Annotated in this window: 16 protein-coding genes; 4 read left to right on the top strand and 12 right to left on the bottom strand. The window is 63.9% G+C overall.

Annotation, left to right across the window (positions count from 1 at the left end; all coding sequences use genetic code 11):
* Positions 1–14: 14 nt before the first annotated feature.
* The 4 genes from waaA to CN933_RS07275 are packed head-to-tail and all read right to left on the bottom strand — an operon-like array spanning position 15 to position 3,873.
* Positions 15–1,328: a lipid IV(A) 3-deoxy-D-manno-octulosonic acid transferase gene (waaA, locus tag CN933_RS07290; RefSeq protein WP_018094357.1), complete on the bottom strand. Its 1,314-nt coding sequence runs from the start codon at positions 1,326–1,328 to the stop codon at positions 15–17.
* Between the two features lie 37 nt (positions 1,329–1,365).
* Positions 1,366–1,602 (bottom strand): DUF4170 domain-containing protein, encoded by a 237-nt coding sequence (locus CN933_RS07285; RefSeq protein ID WP_018094356.1) that lies wholly within the window; start codon positions 1,600–1,602, stop codon positions 1,366–1,368.
* Positions 1,603–1,662: 60 nt separating this feature from the next.
* A complete protein-coding gene (locus CN933_RS07280) occupies positions 1,663–2,481 on the bottom strand; it encodes a 3'(2'),5'-bisphosphate nucleotidase CysQ (RefSeq protein WP_018094355.1) in 819 nt (272 codons plus the stop codon).
* A 45-nt stretch (positions 2,482–2,526) separates the two neighbouring features.
* Entirely contained in the window at positions 2,527–3,873 is a 1,347-nt protein-coding gene (locus CN933_RS07275; RefSeq protein ID WP_018094354.1) for a TldD/PmbA family protein, read from the bottom strand.
* A gap of 151 nt (positions 3,874–4,024) precedes the next feature.
* Here CN933_RS07275 and CN933_RS07270 point away from each other — a divergent pair, with 151 nt between their 5' ends.
* Positions 4,025–5,851 (top strand): monovalent cation:proton antiporter-2 (CPA2) family protein, encoded by a 1,827-nt coding sequence (locus tag CN933_RS07270; RefSeq protein ID WP_018094353.1) that lies wholly within the window; start codon positions 4,025–4,027, stop codon positions 5,849–5,851.
* Between the two features lie 655 nt (positions 5,852–6,506).
* Complete coding sequence (locus CN933_RS07265) at positions 6,507–6,794, top strand: type II toxin-antitoxin system VapB family antitoxin (protein ID WP_018094352.1); 288 nt, start codon at positions 6,507–6,509, stop codon at positions 6,792–6,794.
* A 519-nt stretch (positions 6,795–7,313) separates the two neighbouring features.
* Here CN933_RS07265 and CN933_RS07260 read toward each other — a convergent pair.
* The 3 genes from CN933_RS07260 to CN933_RS07250 all read right to left on the bottom strand — a co-directional run bounded on the left by CN933_RS07260 (position 7,314) and on the right by CN933_RS07250 (position 10,547).
* Positions 7,314–8,213 (bottom strand): patatin-like phospholipase family protein, encoded by a 900-nt coding sequence (locus CN933_RS07260; protein WP_018094349.1) that lies wholly within the window; start codon positions 8,211–8,213, stop codon positions 7,314–7,316.
* A 72-nt stretch (positions 8,214–8,285) separates the two neighbouring features.
* Positions 8,286–8,846 carry a 16S rRNA (guanine(966)-N(2))-methyltransferase RsmD gene (gene rsmD / locus CN933_RS07255; RefSeq protein WP_018094348.1) on the bottom strand — a complete coding sequence of 187 codons (561 nt, stop codon included), beginning with the start codon at positions 8,844–8,846 and terminating at the stop codon, positions 8,286–8,288.
* Positions 8,847–8,852: 6 nt separating this feature from the next.
* Entirely contained in the window at positions 8,853–10,547 is a 1,695-nt protein-coding gene (locus tag CN933_RS07250; RefSeq protein WP_018094347.1) for a pseudouridine synthase, read from the bottom strand.
* A 74-nt stretch (positions 10,548–10,621) separates the two neighbouring features.
* Between CN933_RS07250 and CN933_RS07245 the strand changes: the two genes are divergently transcribed.
* Positions 10,622–11,071, top strand: a complete 450-nt coding sequence (locus CN933_RS07245) for a nucleoside deaminase (RefSeq protein ID WP_102761386.1) — start codon at positions 10,622–10,624, stop codon at positions 11,069–11,071.
* A gap of 52 nt (positions 11,072–11,123) precedes the next feature.
* On the opposite strand, the gene CN933_RS07240 is transcribed toward CN933_RS07245, so the two are convergent.
* From CN933_RS07240 to CN933_RS07220, 5 genes are all read right to left on the bottom strand, one after another.
* A complete protein-coding gene (locus CN933_RS07240) occupies positions 11,124–11,603 on the bottom strand; it encodes a GNAT family N-acetyltransferase (protein WP_018094345.1) in 480 nt (159 codons plus the stop codon).
* 62 nt (positions 11,604–11,665) lie between these two features.
* On the bottom strand, positions 11,666–12,286 hold the full coding sequence (locus CN933_RS07235; protein WP_018094344.1) for a hypothetical protein: 621 nt from the start codon (positions 12,284–12,286) through the stop codon (positions 11,666–11,668).
* 132 nt (positions 12,287–12,418) lie between these two features.
* Positions 12,419–15,328, bottom strand: a complete 2,910-nt coding sequence (ileS, locus tag CN933_RS07230) for an isoleucine--tRNA ligase (protein WP_102761385.1) — start codon at positions 15,326–15,328, stop codon at positions 12,419–12,421.
* Positions 15,329–15,610: 282 nt separating this feature from the next.
* Positions 15,611–16,594 (bottom strand): bifunctional riboflavin kinase/FAD synthetase, encoded by a 984-nt coding sequence (locus tag CN933_RS07225; RefSeq protein WP_018094342.1) that lies wholly within the window; start codon positions 16,592–16,594, stop codon positions 15,611–15,613.
* Positions 16,595–16,607: 13 nt separating this feature from the next.
* Positions 16,608–17,456, bottom strand: coding sequence for a TIGR01459 family HAD-type hydrolase (locus CN933_RS07220; RefSeq protein ID WP_018094341.1), 849 nt, complete (start codon positions 17,454–17,456; stop codon positions 16,608–16,610).
* Between CN933_RS07220 and CN933_RS07215 the strand changes: the two genes are divergently transcribed.
* Positions 17,440–17,715: a hypothetical protein gene (locus tag CN933_RS07215; protein ID WP_127712101.1), complete on the top strand. Its 276-nt coding sequence runs from the start codon at positions 17,440–17,442 to the stop codon at positions 17,713–17,715. The genes CN933_RS07220 and CN933_RS07215 overlap by 17 nt on opposite strands.
* The last annotated feature ends 74 nt before the right edge of the window (positions 17,716–17,789 follow it).

Here is a 17,789-nt window from a genome sequence, read left to right as displayed (position 1 = left end):
CGAGGCTTCACGTTTCAGGCTTCAGGGCGCGGCTCCAGCCGCGCCTTCACCACAAGCGGGTTGATGTAGGGGTCGAGGCCCTTCATCGTCGCCGTCAGCGCGCCCCGCATCTGTTGCACGGTTTCGAGTCCGGCATCGATCATCGAGCGACGCATGTCGTCGTTGGCGAGCAGGTAGTTGACCCCCTTGGCGAGCATCTCCGTATCGCGCACGATCTTGGCGCTGCCGTTCTTCGCGAGCATCTGGTAGGTCTCGCGGAAATTCTGCACATTCCCGCCGGAGAGCACAGCGCAGCCGAGCATGGCCGGCTCGAGCGGGTTCTGACCGCCCTCGGCGAAAAGCGAACGTCCGACGAAAGCGACTTCCGTCAGCCTCAGATAGAGCCCCATTTCGCCGATCGTATCGCCGAGTAGAATGTCGACTTCCGGTGTGACCGGATCGCCGCGCGTGCGGCGCGCGACGGTCAACCCCTTCGCGACCAGGGCAGCCTCGATCGCGTCGCAACGCTCCGGATGGCGAGGAACGATGATCGTCAGAAGCCCGGTTCTCTCCTTCAGCGCCTGGTGAACGGTCCCGGCCGCATTCTCCTCCCCCTCGAAGGTCGAGATCGCAGCCCAGGTCTTTCGTGCACCGATCTGCTGGCGGTATTCGCGCAGGTCCCGGGGATCGTGCGGCGGCGCGTCGTTGTCCACCTTGAGGTTGCCGGAGACCGTAACCGGGAGCGCACCCAGCGTGCGGAAACGCTCCGCATCGACATCGGACTGAGCGATGACGAGCGCGAGATTTTCAAAGAGAGCATCGGCAAGCGACGGCCGGCGCCTCCATCGGGCGAAGGTGCGGTCGGAAAGACGGCCATTGACCAGAACCTGCGGAATATGGCGCCTGCCGAGCTCCATGATCGTCATCGGCCAGATCTCCGATTCGGCGATGATCGCCAGATCCGGCTGCCAATATTCCAGAAAACGGCTCACCGCCGGCTTGAAATCGAGCGGCACATACTGGTGCACGACGGCCGAGCCCAATCGCTCCGCGGCGACCCGCGCCGAGGTCGTCGTACCGGTGGTCAGCACCACGGCGATGCCCCGGCGGCGGATTTCCTTGATCAGCGGAGTGACTGCATTCGTCTCTCCGACACTGGCGGCGTGGAACCAGACGAGAGGGCCCTGGGGCCGCGGCGCACTAGCATAGCCATAGCGTTCGCGCCGGCGTGCCGGGTCCTCCTTGCCCTTCGCCGCGCGGAGCGCAAGATAGGACCAGAAGAAGGGATAGACGGCCGTTCCGAGCCAGCGATAGCCGGAAAGTGCCAGCCTTGCGCGCAGGCTGCTCATGAACGCTTGCCCTCCGCCGCGTCCGACGCCGACGGCATTACTTCACTTCCGGATCGAGCAGGCGATGCATGTGGACGATGAAATAGCGCATATGCGCATTGTCGACGGTCATCTGAGCCTTGGCTTTCCAGGCGACATGCGCGCTCTCGTAGTCCGGGAAGATGCCGACGATATCCAGATTTTCCAGATCGCGAAACTGCACGTCGGTGAGCGTTGCCAATTCGCCGCCGAAGACGAGGTGCAGCCGTTGTTTTTTCTCGGAGTCGTGAGCCATCGAAATTCCATCTGTGTTCTTATTGGTGTTGGGGTGGTTTGCGGCATTCGCCCCTAAAGGTCAATGGGGCTCAAGCGGCCTGGAGGCGGCGAGCAACGCCGGCAGCGCGGTTCCCGAGGCCGCTCCCAGAACGCCGTGGGTGACAGTCGGGCGGTTGTAGGACAAGGGCTCGCCATCGAGACTGCAAAGCGCCCCCCCGGCGCGCGAAAGGATGAGGTCGGCGGCCGCCAAATCCCAATCGTGCGAATTCCGCTTGACTATCGTTCCATCGATGCGTCCATCCGCGATCATCGCAAGGCGATAGGCGAGCGACGGCACGTGCGACACACGCATCATCCTGTTGCGATAGGGCAATGCCAGCCTGCCCATGACATCCTCGGCCGCCGCCACCTTCAGCACCGCGCCGGATGCCGCCTCCCGCACGGCAATCGCCTTGCCGTTCTTCCGCGCTTCGCCATCGCGGGTCGCCTGGAATATCTCGTCGAGGGCGGGCGCATAGAGAACGCCGGCCACAGGCTGGCCACGGTGGACGACGGCGACGCTGACGCACCAGAGATCCTTGCCGGCGATGAAGGCCCGGGTGCCGTCGATGGGATCGACGACAAAGACGATCTCGCGGACGAGACGGCTTTCGTCGTCGTCGGTCTCCTCCGAAAGCCAGCCATAGTCCGGCCGTGCGGCGAGCAGCCGCCCCTTGAGGATGTCGTTGGCGGCGAGGTCGGCCTCGCTTACGGGGGAACGGCCCTCATTTTTCCAGCGGACGTCCAGCGTCTTGCGGAAATAGCCGAGCGCAGTGTCGCCCGCCGCGACTGCAGCGGTAAGAATGAGTTCGAGGTCCTCGTCCCAGGCCGGGCGGATCGAAAGGGCTGTTTCTGACATGCAAATCCTTACACGCGGCGCTGTAGTGCAACGCACCGCCCACATTCAAGTTCCGGCGATCGTCATGCCTTCGATCGCAAGCGTCGGAGCGGCGATGCCGAACTTCCTGTCGATGTCGTCGGCCGGCGTCAGCGCCATGAACATCTGCTTGAGATTGGAGGCGATCGTCACCTCGGAAACAGGATAGAGGATTTCGCCGTTTTCAATCCAGAAGCCGGAGGCGCCGCGACTATATTCGCCCGTCACCATGTTGACACCCTGGCCGATGAGCTCGGTGACATAGAAGCCGGTGCCGACGCCGCGGATCAGATCGTCGCGCGAGACGGAGCCGGGCTCGAGGGCGAGATTGGTGGAGGCCGGGCTGACCGCCGGACCGCCGCGAACGCCGCGCCCGTTGGTCTCGAGGCCGAGCTCCCTGGCCGCAGACGTGGACAGGAACCAATGGCGCAGCACGCCATCCTCGACCATCGACAATTTCGAGCCGCTGACCCCCTCCCCGTCGAAAGGACGCGAGGAGGCGCCGCGGACGATCAACGGATCGTCGGTAACGGCAATGCCCGATTTCATGATCTGCTTGCCCATCATGTCGCGCAGGAAGCTGGTCTTGCGGGCGACAGACGCTCCGTTGATGGCTCCCGCAAGATGTCCGACGAAGCCGCGTGCGACGCGCGGATCGAAAACGACCGTCACGTTCTTCTGCGTCGCGACGCGGCGGGGGTTGACGCGCGCCGCCGCCCGCTCGCCGGCGACCCGGCCGATATCCTCGGCAGTGCGGAGCTCATCGAAATAGAGGCGGCTGTCGAAGTCGTAATCCCGTTCCATCTTGGTGCCTTCGCCGGCGATGGCGCTGACGGAGCAGCCGAAACGGGTGGCCATATAGGAGCCGGAGAAACCATGAGACGTGACGAGCACGAGCCCGCCCATGCCGGCCGATGCGCCCGCCCCGCTGGAATTGGTGACGCCTGTGACCGAAAGCGCGGCTCCTTCGGCGGCGAGCGCCGCCTCCGTGAGTGCTTCGGTCGATACGTCCCGGTTGTCGAAAAGTTCGAGATCCGGATAGGACTTCGCCAGGTGATCGGGGTCGGCAAGCGATGCGTAAGGATCCTCCGGCGACGCCTTCGCCATCGCCACCGCACGCTCTGCCAGGACCTTCAAGTCGAAGCCCGGATTGGCGGAAACACTGGCGACGCGCCGCCCGACAAAGACCCTGAGCGAGAAATCGTCGCTCTCGGAAGCTTCCGTCGCCTCCACCTTGCCGAGCCGCACCGAAACCGAACGGGAGCGGCCACGCACCACCACGGCATCCGCGGCATCCGCGCCGGCGCGGCGCGCCTGATCGACAAGCTCGGCGGCACGTTGCTCGAGGACGGCGGAATCGATCGTCTCAGACATGATTTTGGCCTTTCATTCCTGTCCCATTTATTGTGCACTGAAGCATGCATCAAGGGCATCATCGTGATTCCCGCCCCAGCAGCAAAATGATATGCGGCGGAATACGCCCTCTCCCACGGGTCCCCCGGCCTTTATAGCGGAAGCACCGAGCATGGAAACGACAACGATAATCTATTCGCAGGCGCTCATGCTGCTTGCCGGCGCCGTGATCGCAGCGCCGCTGTTCAAGCGTCTCGGGCTCGGCACCATCCTTGGTTACCTCGCCGCCGGCATCCTGATCGGTCCCGTCGCCCAGCAAATCACGGAAGGCGAAGAGATTCTGCATGTCTCGGAACTCGGCGTCGTCTTCCTGCTGTTCATCATCGGCCTGGAGCTGAAACCGTCGCGACTGTGGCAGATGCGGCGCGACATCTTCGGTCTCGGTACGGCACAGGTCGTGATCACCGGGGCCGTTCTTTCGTTCCTGATCGCGTTCAGCGGTCTTCTCGGAGGCGCCGGCAGCGTCGTCGCCGGCTTCGGCCTGGCGCTCTCCTCCACGGCCTTCGCCATGCAGATCCTGGAGGAGAACAACGATACCAACACGCGCTATGGCCAGCGCGCCTTCTCCATTCTCCTGCTCCAGGACCTGGCGATCGTGCCTCTGCTTGCGATCATTCCGCTGATGGCGGCGCAGGCACCGGAGGATACGACCACGCCGATCGAAGACTTCGCGATCGCCATCGCCGCCGTGGCCGCGCTTTTCGCCGCCGGTCGCTATCTTCTCAATCCGCTGTTTCAGGTGATCGCGCGCACCGGCGCGCGCGACGTCATGATCGCAGCCGCGCTTCTCGTCGTCATGGGCGCGGCGACGATGATGCAGCTCGCCGGCCTTTCCATGGCGATGGGCGCCTTCCTTGCCGGGGTGTTGCTGGCGGAATCGTCCTATCGTCACGAGTTGGAGGCCGACATCGAGCCATTCCGCGGCATCCTCCAGGCGCTTTTCTTCATGGCGGTCGGCCTGTCGCTCGAGCTCCATGTGGTGGCAGAGAACCTGCTGAGCATCATCATCGCCGTTCCCGTGCTGATGCTGGTAAAGAGCCTGGTCCTTTACGGACTGTGCCGGGCAGCCGGCTCACGCCACAACGACGCCGTGCGCATCGGCCTGCTTCTGCCGCAGGGCGGCGAATTCGGCTTCGTGCTCTTCACCGCAGCCGCCGCGGCCGGCGTCTTCTCGCAAGCCACGTCCTCCCTGCTCGTCGCCATCGTCACGCTCTCCATGGCGTTGACACCCGTGGCAGCGATGCTCTCCAGGCGGCTGATGCACAAGCAGGACGAACTGGCCGAGGAAATGGAAGAGGATTTCGAGGGCGCCGGCGCCGACGTGCTGATGATCGGTTTTTCCCGCTTCGCCCAGATCGCTTCGCAGATCCTTCTCGCCGGCGGCCGCGATGTGACGATCATCGACCATTCCGCGGCACGCGTGCGTCAGGCCGCCACATTCGGCTTCCGCATCTATTTCGGCGACGGCACACGCCTCGACGTCTTGCGAGCGGCCGGAATAGAGAAGGCGAAGATTGTCGCCGTGTGCACGCAGAAGAAGGAGGTCACGGACAAGATCATCGATCTCGTCCATGCCGAATACCCGAATGCCCGCATCTTCGCGCGCTCCTACGACCGCCTGCACACTCTGGAACTGCGCGCACGGGGTGTCGACTACGAATTGCGCGAGACGTTCGAGTCGGGTCTGCTTTTCGGCCGTAAGACGCTCGAGGCGCTCGGCGTGAACGGCGACGAAGCCATTGGCATCATGGACGATATCCGCCGCCGCGACGAGGCAAGGCTGGTGCTCCAGGAAGCGGAGGGCATCACCGCCGGCCGCGACATGCTGCATTCAAGGCCCGTCCGGCCGGAACCGCTGGTAAAGCCGAAGCGTGAAGTCACTCAGCCTGACGATGCTCTGCCGGATCTTGCCGACGAAACGCTGGAAAAGGCGGAGTGATATCAGGGCCTGTTAACACTGGTGCTAAGGCCTGTTGAGATTCATTTTGAGTTTATGACGGCTGCTGCGAGATGGATAATGGCGTTGAAGCTTGTTTCCTTTGATCGTAGCCGATCAAAAGACAAAGACATGCAGCAGCTCAAAGTGCTGCAGCGACCTTCGCGCGTCTCATAAGACGCGCAGCGCTGTAGGAAAACGTATCGGAGGACTGCATCTCTCCTCCGTCCTCATCCCCCCTGTGCTCGTCACAGGGATCCAGCAGCGCCGCGTCTGCGGCGCAGGAAGAGTTCTTTCAGCCCAAGGACTTGGTCTGGCTGGATTCCTGTGACAAGCACAGGAATGAGGAAATCAAACAAGCCGCCGCGGGTGGCCCGAATCTCGACAGGCCCTAGAGCGGGAGAAAAGTGTGTGCGGGTTTCCGCCCGCATCCCGCGTCTCAACTTCTTGGAATCGATACGCTCATGTTTTAGGTCGATCCGACTTAAATCATCTTGATCTAAGAGAAAGGGCCCTCTCTGTCAGGGCCGAAATGATCTCCAGGAACTCCGCGTCACGACCCGTCGACCGTCCCTGCTGCCGCAATATGGACGTGCGTTCTGGATATCAATGTTTCATTCCGGTAGAATATAGACTGGTGGGAACCAGGAAGCCTCTAATGGCGCTGAGCATCAAGGATATAGAAACCGAGCAGCTTGCCCGCACACTTGAGCGGCGGACAGGGGAATCCATCACGCTGGCTACCAAGCGTGCCCTCGAAGAACGATTGCGCCGAACCGACACCGCTGCCCGGCGCGCGGCTCTTCTGAAGGATCTGGAGGCCATTCAACGCCGCTGGAATGCCATGCCCGTCCTCGACGGTCGCAGCTCCGATGACATCATCGGTTATGACGAGGATGGACTCCCCTCAAGTGATTTCTCGCAAACCGATATCCCGGCGGCGTAAGGCTCGCGCAGTTGGTCCTGCAGGAAGCAGAGGGTCACCGCCGGCCGCGACATGCTGCATTCAAGGCCCGTCCGGCCGGAACCGCTGGTAAAGCCGAAGCGTGAAGTCACTCAGCCTGACGATGCTCTGCCGGATCTTGCCGACGAGACGCTGGAAAAGGCGGAGTGATATCAGGGCCTGTTAACACTTGTGCTAAGGCCTGTTGAGACTCATTTTGAGTTTATGACGGCTGCTGCGAGATGGATAATGGCGTTGAAGCTTATTTCCTTTGATCGTAGCCGATCTGTGCTCGCCACAGGGATCCAGCAGCGCCGCGTCTGCGGCGCGGAAGAGCCTTTCCAGCCCAAGAACTTGGTCTGGCTGGATTCCTGAGGAAATCAATCAAGCCGCAGCGGGTGGCCAGAATCTCGACAGGCCTTAGAGCGGGAGAAAAGTGTGTGCGGTTTTCCGCCCGCATCCCGCGTCTCCGACCGGGGATTTTGTTCAAACCGGTTGAACAGATCATTTGCCCCTGGTCGCCTATATCCCCTTCTTCCACCGATCGATGCGCTCTGCCAGCGCGCGCTTCACCTCGTCCTTGGTCCCGCTGGTGGCGGTCAGCAATTCCTGGGCCCGCAAAAAATCCAGGACGCGGAACCGCCCGACATCGGGACGCAGGAGAATATCCGGTGCGCCGGCCTGCATCTTCATCGTGATGATCGACTGCATCATCAACTGGGTCGCGCCGAACAGGCTGTCGATACGGCTCGGGATCGTCTCCCCGTCGCTATCCGGCCCGCCGACGACATCGACGGCGACGACGATATCTGCCAGTCCGCGCAGGTGATCGAAGGGGATCGGATTATAGATGCCGCCGTCGATCATCACGCGGCCGTCGATCTTCACCGGCATGAATACCGCCGGCAGGGCACAGGAGGCAGCGAGCGCCTTGTAGAGGTCCCCGCTTTCGCAGACCCGCTCCGTCTGTCCGTAATAGTCGGTGACGATGATTTTCAGGGGGATGGCCAGATCGGAGAAGCGGACAGGCACCGCCTCAGGCAGGAAGGCCTTCAGCACACGCTCTATATTGAACTGGCCGACGCGGAAGCCGCTCGCCACAGCCTCGGCAAGACTGGTCGGCCTCAATCGCCATAGGCGGTTGAGAACCTCCCCACGCCGGCCGACGGTCGAAAGCACGTGTTCACGGATTTCCTTCCCGCTCATGCCGGCGGCCACGCCCGCGCCCATGAGAGCGCCGATCGACGAACCGGCGACGACCGCCGGCCGAAGCCCCATCTCATCGAGCGCCTCGATGACATGGATGTGGGCAAGTCCGCGCGCGCCGCCGCCGCCGAGGGCAAGCGCGATGGTCGGCTCCCCCTCGCTACCCGCGGCTTTGCGTATCGTGGACAGGTTCTGCTCCATCGCCACCTCCGTCATCGGCCATCCTGCACGAGGGGCAGGCCGAGATCACGCGGAATCTGAACAGCTCCAACCGACTTTGCGCCGGTCTCAGGCGCCTCGGAAACGCAGAAAATGCATGAGCGTATCGCCGAAGGCGCGTTCGTCGACCGATTCGAAACTTTCGGAGAACTGCGGCCGGACGTCCGCGCGCTCCTCCAGGATTGCAAGGGCACCCGGAACGAGCCAACCGCCGCGGGCGGCCGCGGCCAGAGCGCGTTCGCCGAGACCCCTGCCATAGGGCGGATCTGCGAACACCAGATGAAACGGCTCCATCGTCCCGACCGGTCCGAGATCTGTCGCGTCGCGGCGAAAGATCTTGGCCCGCCCCTGAAGGCCGAGCGCCTCGATATTGATCCGCAGCAGCCCGCGTCCCTCGACCCCCTGCTCCACGAAGAGAGCCTGCCGGCAGCCGCGCGACAGCGCCTCGAGCCCGACGGCCCCCGTGCCCGCGAAAAGATCGAGAACGCGCGTTCCGTCAAGCGCCTCCGGATAGGCGTGGCTCAGGATGTTAAACAGGCTCTCGCGCGTGCGGTCCGTGGTCGGACGGATATCGTCCGACTTCGGCGCGGCCAGCGTGCGGCCGCGAAATTCTCCACCGACGATGCGCACGGCCGCCTACTTCCCCCTGCCCTGCGGCCCCTTGCCCGGCGGCTTACCGCCGCCCGGACGACCGCCGGGCTTGCCTCCGGCGGGTCTGCTGCCGGCGGGTTTTCCGGCACGCGGGCCGGACGAGCGATGGGCGGCCGGCTTTCCCGAAGCCGGCTTTCCAGCAACCGGTTTGCCGCCGGCGTTCGCACGTGGCCGGTCGCCGGCGAAACTCTTCTTGCCGTCGCCACGCGGCGGCCGAGCGTTCTCCTTGCGTCCTTCGGACGAGATGCGGTCGTCGGCCGGGCGGGCCGCTCGCTCGCCGCTGGGCCGGCGCGGCGGACGGTCGCCATGGTCGCGGGATTTCCGCTCCGCGCTTTCGAGCGGTCGACGCCTCTCGAAGCCGCCGGCGCCTGCGGCATCCTTGCGGCCGGCGGCTTTACCCCCCTTGCCCTGGCGTTCCGCATCGAAGCCGCCCGCTGCTTTCGCCGCAGCGTCCTTCGGCCGGTCGCGCCGTTTGTCTTCCGCAGGCGCGCGCCGCGCCGCCTTCGGCGAAAGCTCGTCCTCCGCCTTCGGCTTTTTCTCTACGGTCGGACGCGCACCCGGCGCCATCCAGACGTTGGAAGAGCGGTTGCGCCGGACCGGCGGGCGCGCCGGACGCTCCTCCGGCTTACCGCGGCTGCGGCCGCGTTCATTCGGGCGACCATCGTCGCGTCGGGTATCGAGACGGGCAAGAGCACGCTCCCGCTTGTCCTCGGCCTTTTCGCGCTTGTTGCCCCATTCCGCCTTTGCGTGGTTGGCGGGCTCCGCTTCAGGCTCGGCAGCAGCCGGCTGATCGTTATAGATCGGCGCGTCGAAATTCGCCTTGGCATCGGCGATCAGCCGGGGCCCCAGCTGCTCGCGCAGCGTGCGGCCGCGTATTTCCTGAACCTGACCGATCGGCAGCTCGCCAAGCTGGAACGGACCGTAGGAGATGCGGATCAGCCGGTTGACGTCGAGGCCGAGCGCGCCGAGCACATTCTTGATCTCGCGGTTCTTGCCTTCCCGCAGGCCCATGGTGATCCAGACGTTCGAGCCCTGCACCCGATCCAGCGTCGCCTCGATCGCTCCGTAGAGAACGCCTTCGACCGCGATGCCTTCCTTCAGACGGTCGAGCGCCTCCTGATCGATTTCCCCGTGCGCCCGCACGCGGTAGCGGCGCAGCCAGCCGGTCGACGGCAACTCGAGCACGCGGGCAAGCCCGCCGTCGTTCGTCAGAAGCAGCAGGCCCTCGGTATTGATGTCCAGGCGGCCCACCGACAGAACGCGCGGCAGATCCTCGGGCAGGTTCTCGAAAACCGTCGGACGGCCTTCCGGATCGGCATTGGTCGTCACGAGGCCGCCCGGCTTGTGATAAAGCCAGAGCCGTGTCCGTTCGATGCCGCGGATCGGATGGCCGTCGACCTCGATCCTGTCGGCGAGGGTCGCATTGACGACCGGCGTGTCGAGCACGACGCCATTGAGGCTGACCCGCCCTTCCATGATCATCCGCTCGACGTCGCGACGCGAGGCGACGCCTGCGCGCGACAGTATCTTCGAGATGCGTTGCGGCTCGTCCGCACCGGCGGGCGCTGCCGGACTGTTGCCGGCTGCCCGTGCCGCAGGCTTCTCGCTGCCAGAATGAGGTTTCTTGTCGCGACCCTTGGCCTTGCCGCCGGGCCTCGTGGGCTTGTCTTTGGATGTCATTTGTGTTGCCTGCCTTTTGCGGCTGTCCTATCAGGTCGTAGGCCGTGGGTTAAGAGGAAATTATCGAACGAACGATGGCAGAAACGGCACGCTTCATGCAGGCGGCCCTTCAGGAGGCCCGAAAGGCGGCGGCACGCGGCGAAGTGCCGATCGGCGCCGTCATCGTGCTCGACGGCAAGATGATCGCCGCGGCCGGAAACCGCACCCGCGAACTCAGCGACATCACCGCCCATGCGGAGATCGAGGCGATCCGCCAGGCGGCGGCCGCCGTCGGCGACGAGCGTCTTTCGGGAGCCGATCTCTATGTCACGCTCGAGCCCTGCACCATGTGTGCGGCTGCGATCTCCTTCGCTCGCATCCGCCGCCTCTATTATGGCGCGGAGGATCCCAAAGGCGGCGCGGTCGACAACGGCGTCAGGTTTTATGCTTCCCCCACCTGCCACCATGTGCCGGATGTCTATTCCGGTCTTGCCGAGCGGGAGGCCGCCGACATTCTGCGCGAATTCTTCGCCAGCCGACGTTAAAAATCACCTCGGCGAAAACTGTGTTGCGATTTCCCCGGGACCGCGTGAAGTGTCAGTCCGCTGCGAACGCTTCCAATCCCTTGCCGGCGAGCCGGTAACGCGTCCATTCCGACATGGGCTCCGCCCCGACGGCCTCATAGACGCGGATGGCTGGCTCGTTCCAGTCGAGCACGCTCCATTCGAAGCGGCCGCAGCCTTCCGCGACTGCCGTGCGCGCCAGGTGCTTCAGGAGCGCCTTGCCGGCGCCCGAGCCCCGAAACTCCGGCGAGACGTAAAGATCCTCCAGATATAGTCCCTTGCGCGCCTGCCAGGTGGAATAGCTGTAGAACCAGACGGCAAAGCCTGCGGGCTTGCCGTCGGCCTCGCAGATCACGGCGCGCGCGACGGCATCGGCTCCGAAGAGCGACTCGTGCACGCGCTCGACAGTCGCCTCGACCTCGTGCGGCGCCTTTTCATAAGTCGCGAGTTCCGTGATGAAACGGAGGATCGTCGCAGCGTCACCGGGAAGGGCATCGCGAATGCTGATAGCCATGGCTTTGGACCAATTCTAAAACTTGGATGCGAACGGAGCCGCACGCAGTTTCTCATTCCGCTCTAAAACGGCCAGTACCACTTGCTTCCGGAGTTCTTGATCTGCGCCTCCTTCTTGCGGCGGCGCGCCTTGTCCTTTTCGGGCTCTCCGAGATCGGCTTCAGCCCCCTCCGGCAGTCGACGGTATTCGAGCGGCGGATCGCTCAGGAAACGGCGCTTGTCCGCATAGGCGCCCTGCTCGATCTTGCGCGCCTCGCGATAGGCCTCCTGCTGTTCCTTGGCGGAAAGACGGCGGCCGTTGGCATTCGCTTTTGCCAGCGGCGAGACGTAGTTGGGATCGTTCTTGTTGGCGTCCGCCTCTTCGCGCAGACGCGCGCGCGTCTCCTCGGGAGACTCGACCCAGGCCGGGTTGGCCTCGCGGCTTGCAAGCGACTGCTGCGGCTCGACCAGAGCGGTCTGCTGCTGTTGCGGCGGCAGCACCAAACCGGGGCGCGGCTGATACTTGACCGGATCCTTCTTCGCGGGAGCGAGGCTGACCGCGCTGCCTAGATCGTCGAGCAAATGCTCGCCGGCCGTCTTGTCCGTTCCGTAGGTCGGGCCGCCGATGCAGCCGGAAAGCACCAGACCTCCCGCCAGGATGGCGGCAATGCCGGCGGCCGCTCGCAACTCTCGCGTCATTCCCATGAGATTCCTTCCAGCCGGCCGCGCGTCGCTAAAACGGCCATTCAGCGCCCCATGGCGGAAAAATCCGCCAAATTTCGGGCAGGTTTTACCGGATGAAGAGCCTGAACGCAATTCACCCGGTAAACCGATCGATTACGGCTTGAAGCCGAGCTCCCGCAGAGCGGCCGCGTCCCGCGCGGAGACGTCCGGATAGAGCGGATCGGAGCCGACATCGGTGGTGATTCGCCAGGAGCGGGCGCATTTGCGGCCCTCGGCGAGTTTCGGTACGACGCTGACTTTCGCGACGTCCGGCAGCCTGAACGCATCCTCCGGGCCCTCGCCCCCGTCGATTTCGATCCCCGAGGTGATGCAGATCTCGGCGAAGTCCTGGCCGTTGAGCGCCTGGAGCAGATCCGGATCGGCGACATGGACGACCGGCGCCGCCTCCAGCGAAGAGCCGATGCGCTTTTCCTTGCGCTCGATCTCGAGCGCGCCGGTCACCACCTTGCGCACTTCGCGGATCTTCCGCCACTTCTCGGCTAGCGCGTCGTTACGCCATTCCGCCGGAACCGTGGGGAACTGTTCGAGATGCACGGAAACGGCTTGCGGGTTGCGCGAAAGCCAGGCCTCCTCGGCAGTGAAGGGCAGCATGGGTGCAAGCCAGGTCACCAGGCAATCGAAAAGGGTGCGGATGACCTGCAGGGCCGCGCGGCGGCGCAGCGACGACGGCGCGTCACAATAGAGCGCATCCTTGCGGATATCGAAATAGAAAGCCGAGAGTTCGACATTCGAGAAATCGATGAGCGCCCGGGCGATCCTCTTGAAGTCGAAGGCGTCGTAGCCTTCGCGCACCAGCCGGTCGAGTTCGGCAAGACGATGCAGCATCAGCCTTTCGAGTTCCGGCATGTCGGCAAGCGCTACGGCCTCGCCCTTGTCGTGGGCGAGCGTGCCGAGCATCCAGCGGATCGTGTTGCGCAGCTTGCGGTATGCATCGATATTCGTCTGGATGATGGTCTTGCCGAGGCGCTGGTCTTCCCAATAGTCCGTCGTCATGACCCAGAGGCGCAGGATGTCGGCGCCGGCATCCTTCATCACCTCCTGGGGCGTGACGGTATTGCCCTTCGACTTCGACATCTTCTCGCCCTTCTCATCCATGGTGAAGCCATGGGTGATGACGGCGTTGTAGGGCGCGCGGCCGCGCGTCGCGCAGCTTTCGAGCAGCGAGGAATGGAACCACCCGCGGTGCTGGTCGGAGCCTTCGAGATAGACGTCGGCCGGCCATTTCAGGTCCGGACGGTCCTCCAGCGTGAAGGTGTGGGTCGATCCGGAATCGAACCATACGTCCAGGATGTCCGTGACCTGGTGCCAGCGGGCACGGTCGTGGTCGTTGCCGAGGAAGCGCTCTTTCGCGCCTTCGGCGAACCACGCGTCCGCTCCTTCCTTCTCGAAAGCGTCGAGGATGCGGGCATTGACCTCGTCGTCAACGAGGATTTCGCCCTCATCGTCGGCGAAGATCGCGATCGGCACACCCCAGGCGCGCTGGCGCGAAAGCACCCAGTCGGGGCGCTGCTCGATCATCGCCCGGAGACGGTTCTGGCCGGCGCCGGGCACGAAACGGGTTTCGTCGATCGCGTTCAACGCGCGCGAGCGCAGCGTCGTGCCGTCGCCGAAATCCTTGTCCATGGTGACGAACCATTGCGGCGTGTTGCGGAAGATGACCGGCTTCTTCGACCGCCAGGAATGCGGATAGGAATGCTTCAAACGGCCGCGCGCGAAGAGCGCGTGACGGCCGATCAGAGCCTTGATGACGCGGTCGTTGGCGTCGCCCTTCTTGCCCTTGTCGTCTATGACGCGGCCGGCGCCGCCTTCCGCATCCGGACCGAAGCCGGGGGCGTCGGCGGTGAAATAGCCGGCATCGTCGACCGGGAACGGGATCGTGGACGAGATGCCGCGTTCCTCGAGGACGCGCACATTGTCCATCCAGGCCTCGAAGTCCTCGCGGCCATGGCTGGGTGCAGTATGGACAAAGCCGGTACCGGCATCGTCGGTGACGTGCTCGCCGTCGAGAAGCGGGACGTTGAACGCATAACCGCCACCCAGGCCGTGCAGCGGATGGGCGCAGGTAATCGCGGCCAGATCGGCCGCCTCCACATCGCGCACGAAGTTGAAGGTGACCTTCGCCTTCGCGGCCGACTCTTCCGCCAGGCGCTTGGCGAAGATCAGCTTCTCGCCCGGCTGCGGGCCGTAGTCGTTCTCGGCGGTCGCGACTTCATAGAGCCCATAGGCATAGCGCGACGAATAGGCGATCGCGCGATTGCCCGGGATCGTCCAGGGGGTCGTCGTCCAGATGACGACGAAGGCGCCGGCAAGCGCATCTGGGCCTTCGGTCACCGGGAACTTCACCCAGATCATATCGCTTTCGACGTCGGCATATTCCACCTCGGCTTCGGCCAGTGCGGTACGCTCGACGACCGACCACATGACCGGCTTGGAGCCGCGATAGAGCTGACCGGACTTGGCGATCTTCATCAGCTCGCCGGCGATGCGTGCTTCCGCGTGGAAGTTCATCGTGGTGTAGGGGTTTTCGAAGTCGCCCTCGATGCCGAGGCGCTTGAACTCCTCGGTCTGAATCCCGATCCAGCCGCTTGCGAATTCACGGCATTCCTTACGGAACTCGTTGACCGGTACCTCGTCCTTGTTCTGGCCCTTCTCGCGGTACTTCTCCTCGATCTTCCATTCGATCGGCAAACCGTGGCAGTCCCAGCCCGGCACGTAGTTGGCATCGAAGCCGCGCATCTGGAAAGAGCGGTTGATCACATCCTTGAGGATCTTGTTCAGGGCGTGGCCGATATGGATGTTGCCGTTGGCGTAGGGAGGGCCGTCGTGCAGGACGAACTTCTCGCGGCCGGCAGCGGACGCGCGGAGCTTTTTGTAAAGCTCCATCTTCTGCCAGCGGGCGACGGTCTCCGGCTCCTTCTGCGGCAGGCCGGCCCGCATCGGAAAGTCCGTCTGCGGCAGGTAAAGAGTGGAAGAATAGTCGATCTTTTCAGCGGTCTCGGTCATGGTTTTCGCATTCGTGTTTTCCGCGCGGGGCAGTCACGCAGGCGGAAGGGTTCGGTAATCTCGAAGATGATGGGGGCGTTGAAACGCCGAAATCCCGGACCTTCCGGCGCAGACTAGAGCGCGCGGAAAGCCGGGCCAATAATTCGCTGATCGACGATCACTCGATGGAACCGGGTCATTATGGCCGGTTCTTTAAGGCGTTTTCCGCCTTTTGAAAAGGTCCGCCGGCCGCGCATGCCCGAAATCTTTGACGCATCGGATGGCATAGGGCCCTGCCGCCGCTCAGGCGAAATTGAGCCTGCGGTCGATCTCGCTCAGGGGCTGAACGCCCGCAAGCAGCGCGCGGGCCTCGCTCTCGTCCTTGCGCATCTGGACCATCAATGGCTCCAGACCGTCGAACTTGAGTTCGTCGCGCAACCGGCCGAAGAAGGATACGGCGCAGATCTCGCCGTAGAGATCCGCGGAGAAATCGAAAACGAAGGTCTCCAGCAAGGCTTCGCCGTCGCTGTCGACCGTCGGGCGACGGCCGAAGCTTGCGACACCGTCATGGAGGGACCCGTCCGCCCTCCGGAAACGCACCGCATAGATGCCGCTCTTCAGCTCCGCCTCGGGCGGCAGGCGCATGTTCGCGGTCGGATAGCCGAGCGTGCGGCCGAGCTTCTTGCCGTCGATGACCTCGGCTTCGACGGTATAGCGATAGCCAAGCAGCCCGGCCGCGTGCGAAACGTCGCCCTCGGCCAGCAGCGAGCGGATGAAACTCGAGGATATCACGGCGGCGTTTTCGTCGCGGAAGGCATCCACAAGCGTCACGCCGAATCCCTCGCGCTCCCCGGACGCCATCAGGAAGGCCGGCCCGCCTTCCCGCCCCTTGCCGAAGTGGAAATCGAAACCGGTGACGACGTGGGAGGCGTGCAGCCATTCGCGCAGGATGCTATGAATGAAGTCGGAGGCCGAAAGCTCCGAAAAGCTCCGGTCGAAGGGATATTCGATGACGGCACCGAATCCCATTCCCTCGAGGATGCGGGCTTTCAGCGGTGCCGGGGTGAGGCGGAACACCGGCGCGTCGGGCCGGAACACGGTACGCGGATGCGGCTCGAAGGTGAGCACGAGCGCCGGAACGGCCCGCTTCACCGCCTCCTCCAGCGCGCGGTTCAGCACCGACTGATGGCCGCGATGCACGCCGTCGAAATTGCCGATCGCGACCACACCGCCGCGTAGATGTTCGGGCAGCGGATCGCGAGTCTCGTTGCGGTGAAAAACGGTCATGCCGATCGTCCCGTCATGCCAGCCGCGGCATCCACCATTTCGGCTGCGCCCCATTCTGCCTCAGGAAGGCCACGAGCCTCGCTTCGTCGGTGCGGCTTTCGTGCATGTATTCCTGCGCATGGATGCCCGCGCTGATGTAGAGCAGGTCGAAGCCGGCATCCTGCGCGCCCTTGACGTCGGTCGGCATCCCGTCACCGATGGCGATGACGCGTGAAAGATCGAAATTGCCCCTGGCGGCCTTGGCCTGCGCGAGAGCGGCCTGATAGATCGCGATATAGGGCTTGCCGGCAATGCGCGCCTCGCCGCCGAGCTCTTCATAGAGTTTGGCGATGGCACCGGCACAGGGGATGAGCCTATGCCCGCGCTCCACGACAAGATCGGGGTTGGCGCAGATGAACGGTATTTTCCGCTTGGCGAGCCCCGTCAGCGTCGCGCGGTAGTGCTCGGGCGTCTCGGTCTCGTCGTCGTAGAAGCCGGCACAGACGATCGTCTCGGCCTCGTCGGCGGATACGATCTCGGTGCCGAGCCCTTCGAGCAGCGGCAGATCCCGGTCGGCTCCGATGAAGAAGATGCGTTTGTCGGCCGCCGCAATCAGCGCCTGCGTCACGTCGCCGGAGGTCACGATACGGTCATAGGCTTCGTCGGGGACGCCGAGGCCGCGGATTTGCACCGTGACGCCCGGATGCGGCCGGGGTGAATTGGTGATGAGAACGACGGTCAGCCCCTGGGCGCGCGCCTCGGCCAGCGCTTCGCAGGCGGATGCAAAGGCTTGAATGCCGTTGTGAAGCACGCCCCAGACGTCGCAAAGGACCACGTCGTAACGACCGGCGATTTCCCGAAAACTGTTGATCCTGACGGCCATGCTGGCTTCCTGCAAACTCGGCTTTCCGGCTGACATCGCAAGGAAGGGGCCAGAATACAAGCCTCACGCCGAGAAAAACGCGGCACTTCCCAAGGATTTTAAAGCAATTCCAGGAAGCGGCGCGTTGAAGCTCGGGTCGGTTTTGCCGGCGCGCATGGCGATGCGCTTGAATTCCTCGCGTGGCGACTGCGCGGTCTACGGCATGTTCCTTTGGCAGGAAACGGATCCTGCAGTCTCGCCTCTTCCAGGGATGAGATAATCAAACAAGCCGCGGCGGGGCCCGGCTCTGTCAACGATCACGGGCGGCAAAAAATCTCGGAGCCGATCCTTGAC

The organism is Sinorhizobium sp. M4_45, assembly GCF_002885915.1.
GTDB lineage: Bacteria > Pseudomonadota > Alphaproteobacteria > Rhizobiales > Rhizobiaceae > Sinorhizobium > Sinorhizobium meliloti_A.
Note: the sequence above shows the minus strand (reverse complement) of the source record. Positions and strands in the feature narration are given on the sequence as shown.

Bases quoted from the DNA above. Each gene is read 5' to 3' on its own strand.
- waaA (WP_018094357.1), bottom strand. From the start codon at position 1,328: ATGAGCAGCCTGCGCGCAAGGCTGGCACTTTCCGGCTATCGCTGGCTC.
- CN933_RS07270 (WP_018094353.1), top strand. From the start codon at position 4,025: ATGGAAACGACAACGATAATCTATTCGCAGGCGCTCATGCTGCTTGCC.
- CN933_RS07250 (WP_018094347.1), bottom strand. From the start codon at position 10,547: ATGACATCCAAAGACAAGCCCACGAGGCCCGGCGGCAAGGCCAAGGGT.
- CN933_RS07280 (WP_018094355.1), bottom strand. From the start codon at position 2,481: ATGTCAGAAACAGCCCTTTCGATCCGCCCGGCCTGGGACGAGGACCTC.
- CN933_RS07235 (WP_018094344.1), bottom strand. From the start codon at position 12,286: ATGGGAATGACGCGAGAGTTGCGAGCGGCCGCCGGCATTGCCGCCATC.
- CN933_RS07285 (WP_018094356.1), bottom strand. From the start codon at position 1,602: ATGGCTCACGACTCCGAGAAAAAACAACGGCTGCACCTCGTCTTCGGC.
- CN933_RS07225 (WP_018094342.1), bottom strand. From the start codon at position 16,594: ATGACCGTTTTTCACCGCAACGAGACTCGCGATCCGCTGCCCGAACAT.
- CN933_RS07240 (WP_018094345.1), bottom strand. From the start codon at position 11,603: ATGGCTATCAGCATTCGCGATGCCCTTCCCGGTGACGCTGCGACGATC.
- CN933_RS07260 (WP_018094349.1), bottom strand. From the start codon at position 8,213: ATGACGGAGGTGGCGATGGAGCAGAACCTGTCCACGATACGCAAAGCC.
- CN933_RS07245 (WP_102761386.1), top strand. From the start codon at position 10,622: ATGGCAGAAACGGCACGCTTCATGCAGGCGGCCCTTCAGGAGGCCCGA.
- CN933_RS07220 (WP_018094341.1), bottom strand. From the start codon at position 17,456: ATGGCCGTCAGGATCAACAGTTTTCGGGAAATCGCCGGTCGTTACGAC.
- CN933_RS07275 (WP_018094354.1), bottom strand. From the start codon at position 3,873: ATGTCTGAGACGATCGATTCCGCCGTCCTCGAGCAACGTGCCGCCGAG.
- CN933_RS07265 (WP_018094352.1), top strand. From the start codon at position 6,507: ATGGCGCTGAGCATCAAGGATATAGAAACCGAGCAGCTTGCCCGCACA.
- ileS (WP_102761385.1), bottom strand. From the start codon at position 15,328: ATGACCGAGACCGCTGAAAAGATCGACTATTCTTCCACTCTTTACCTG.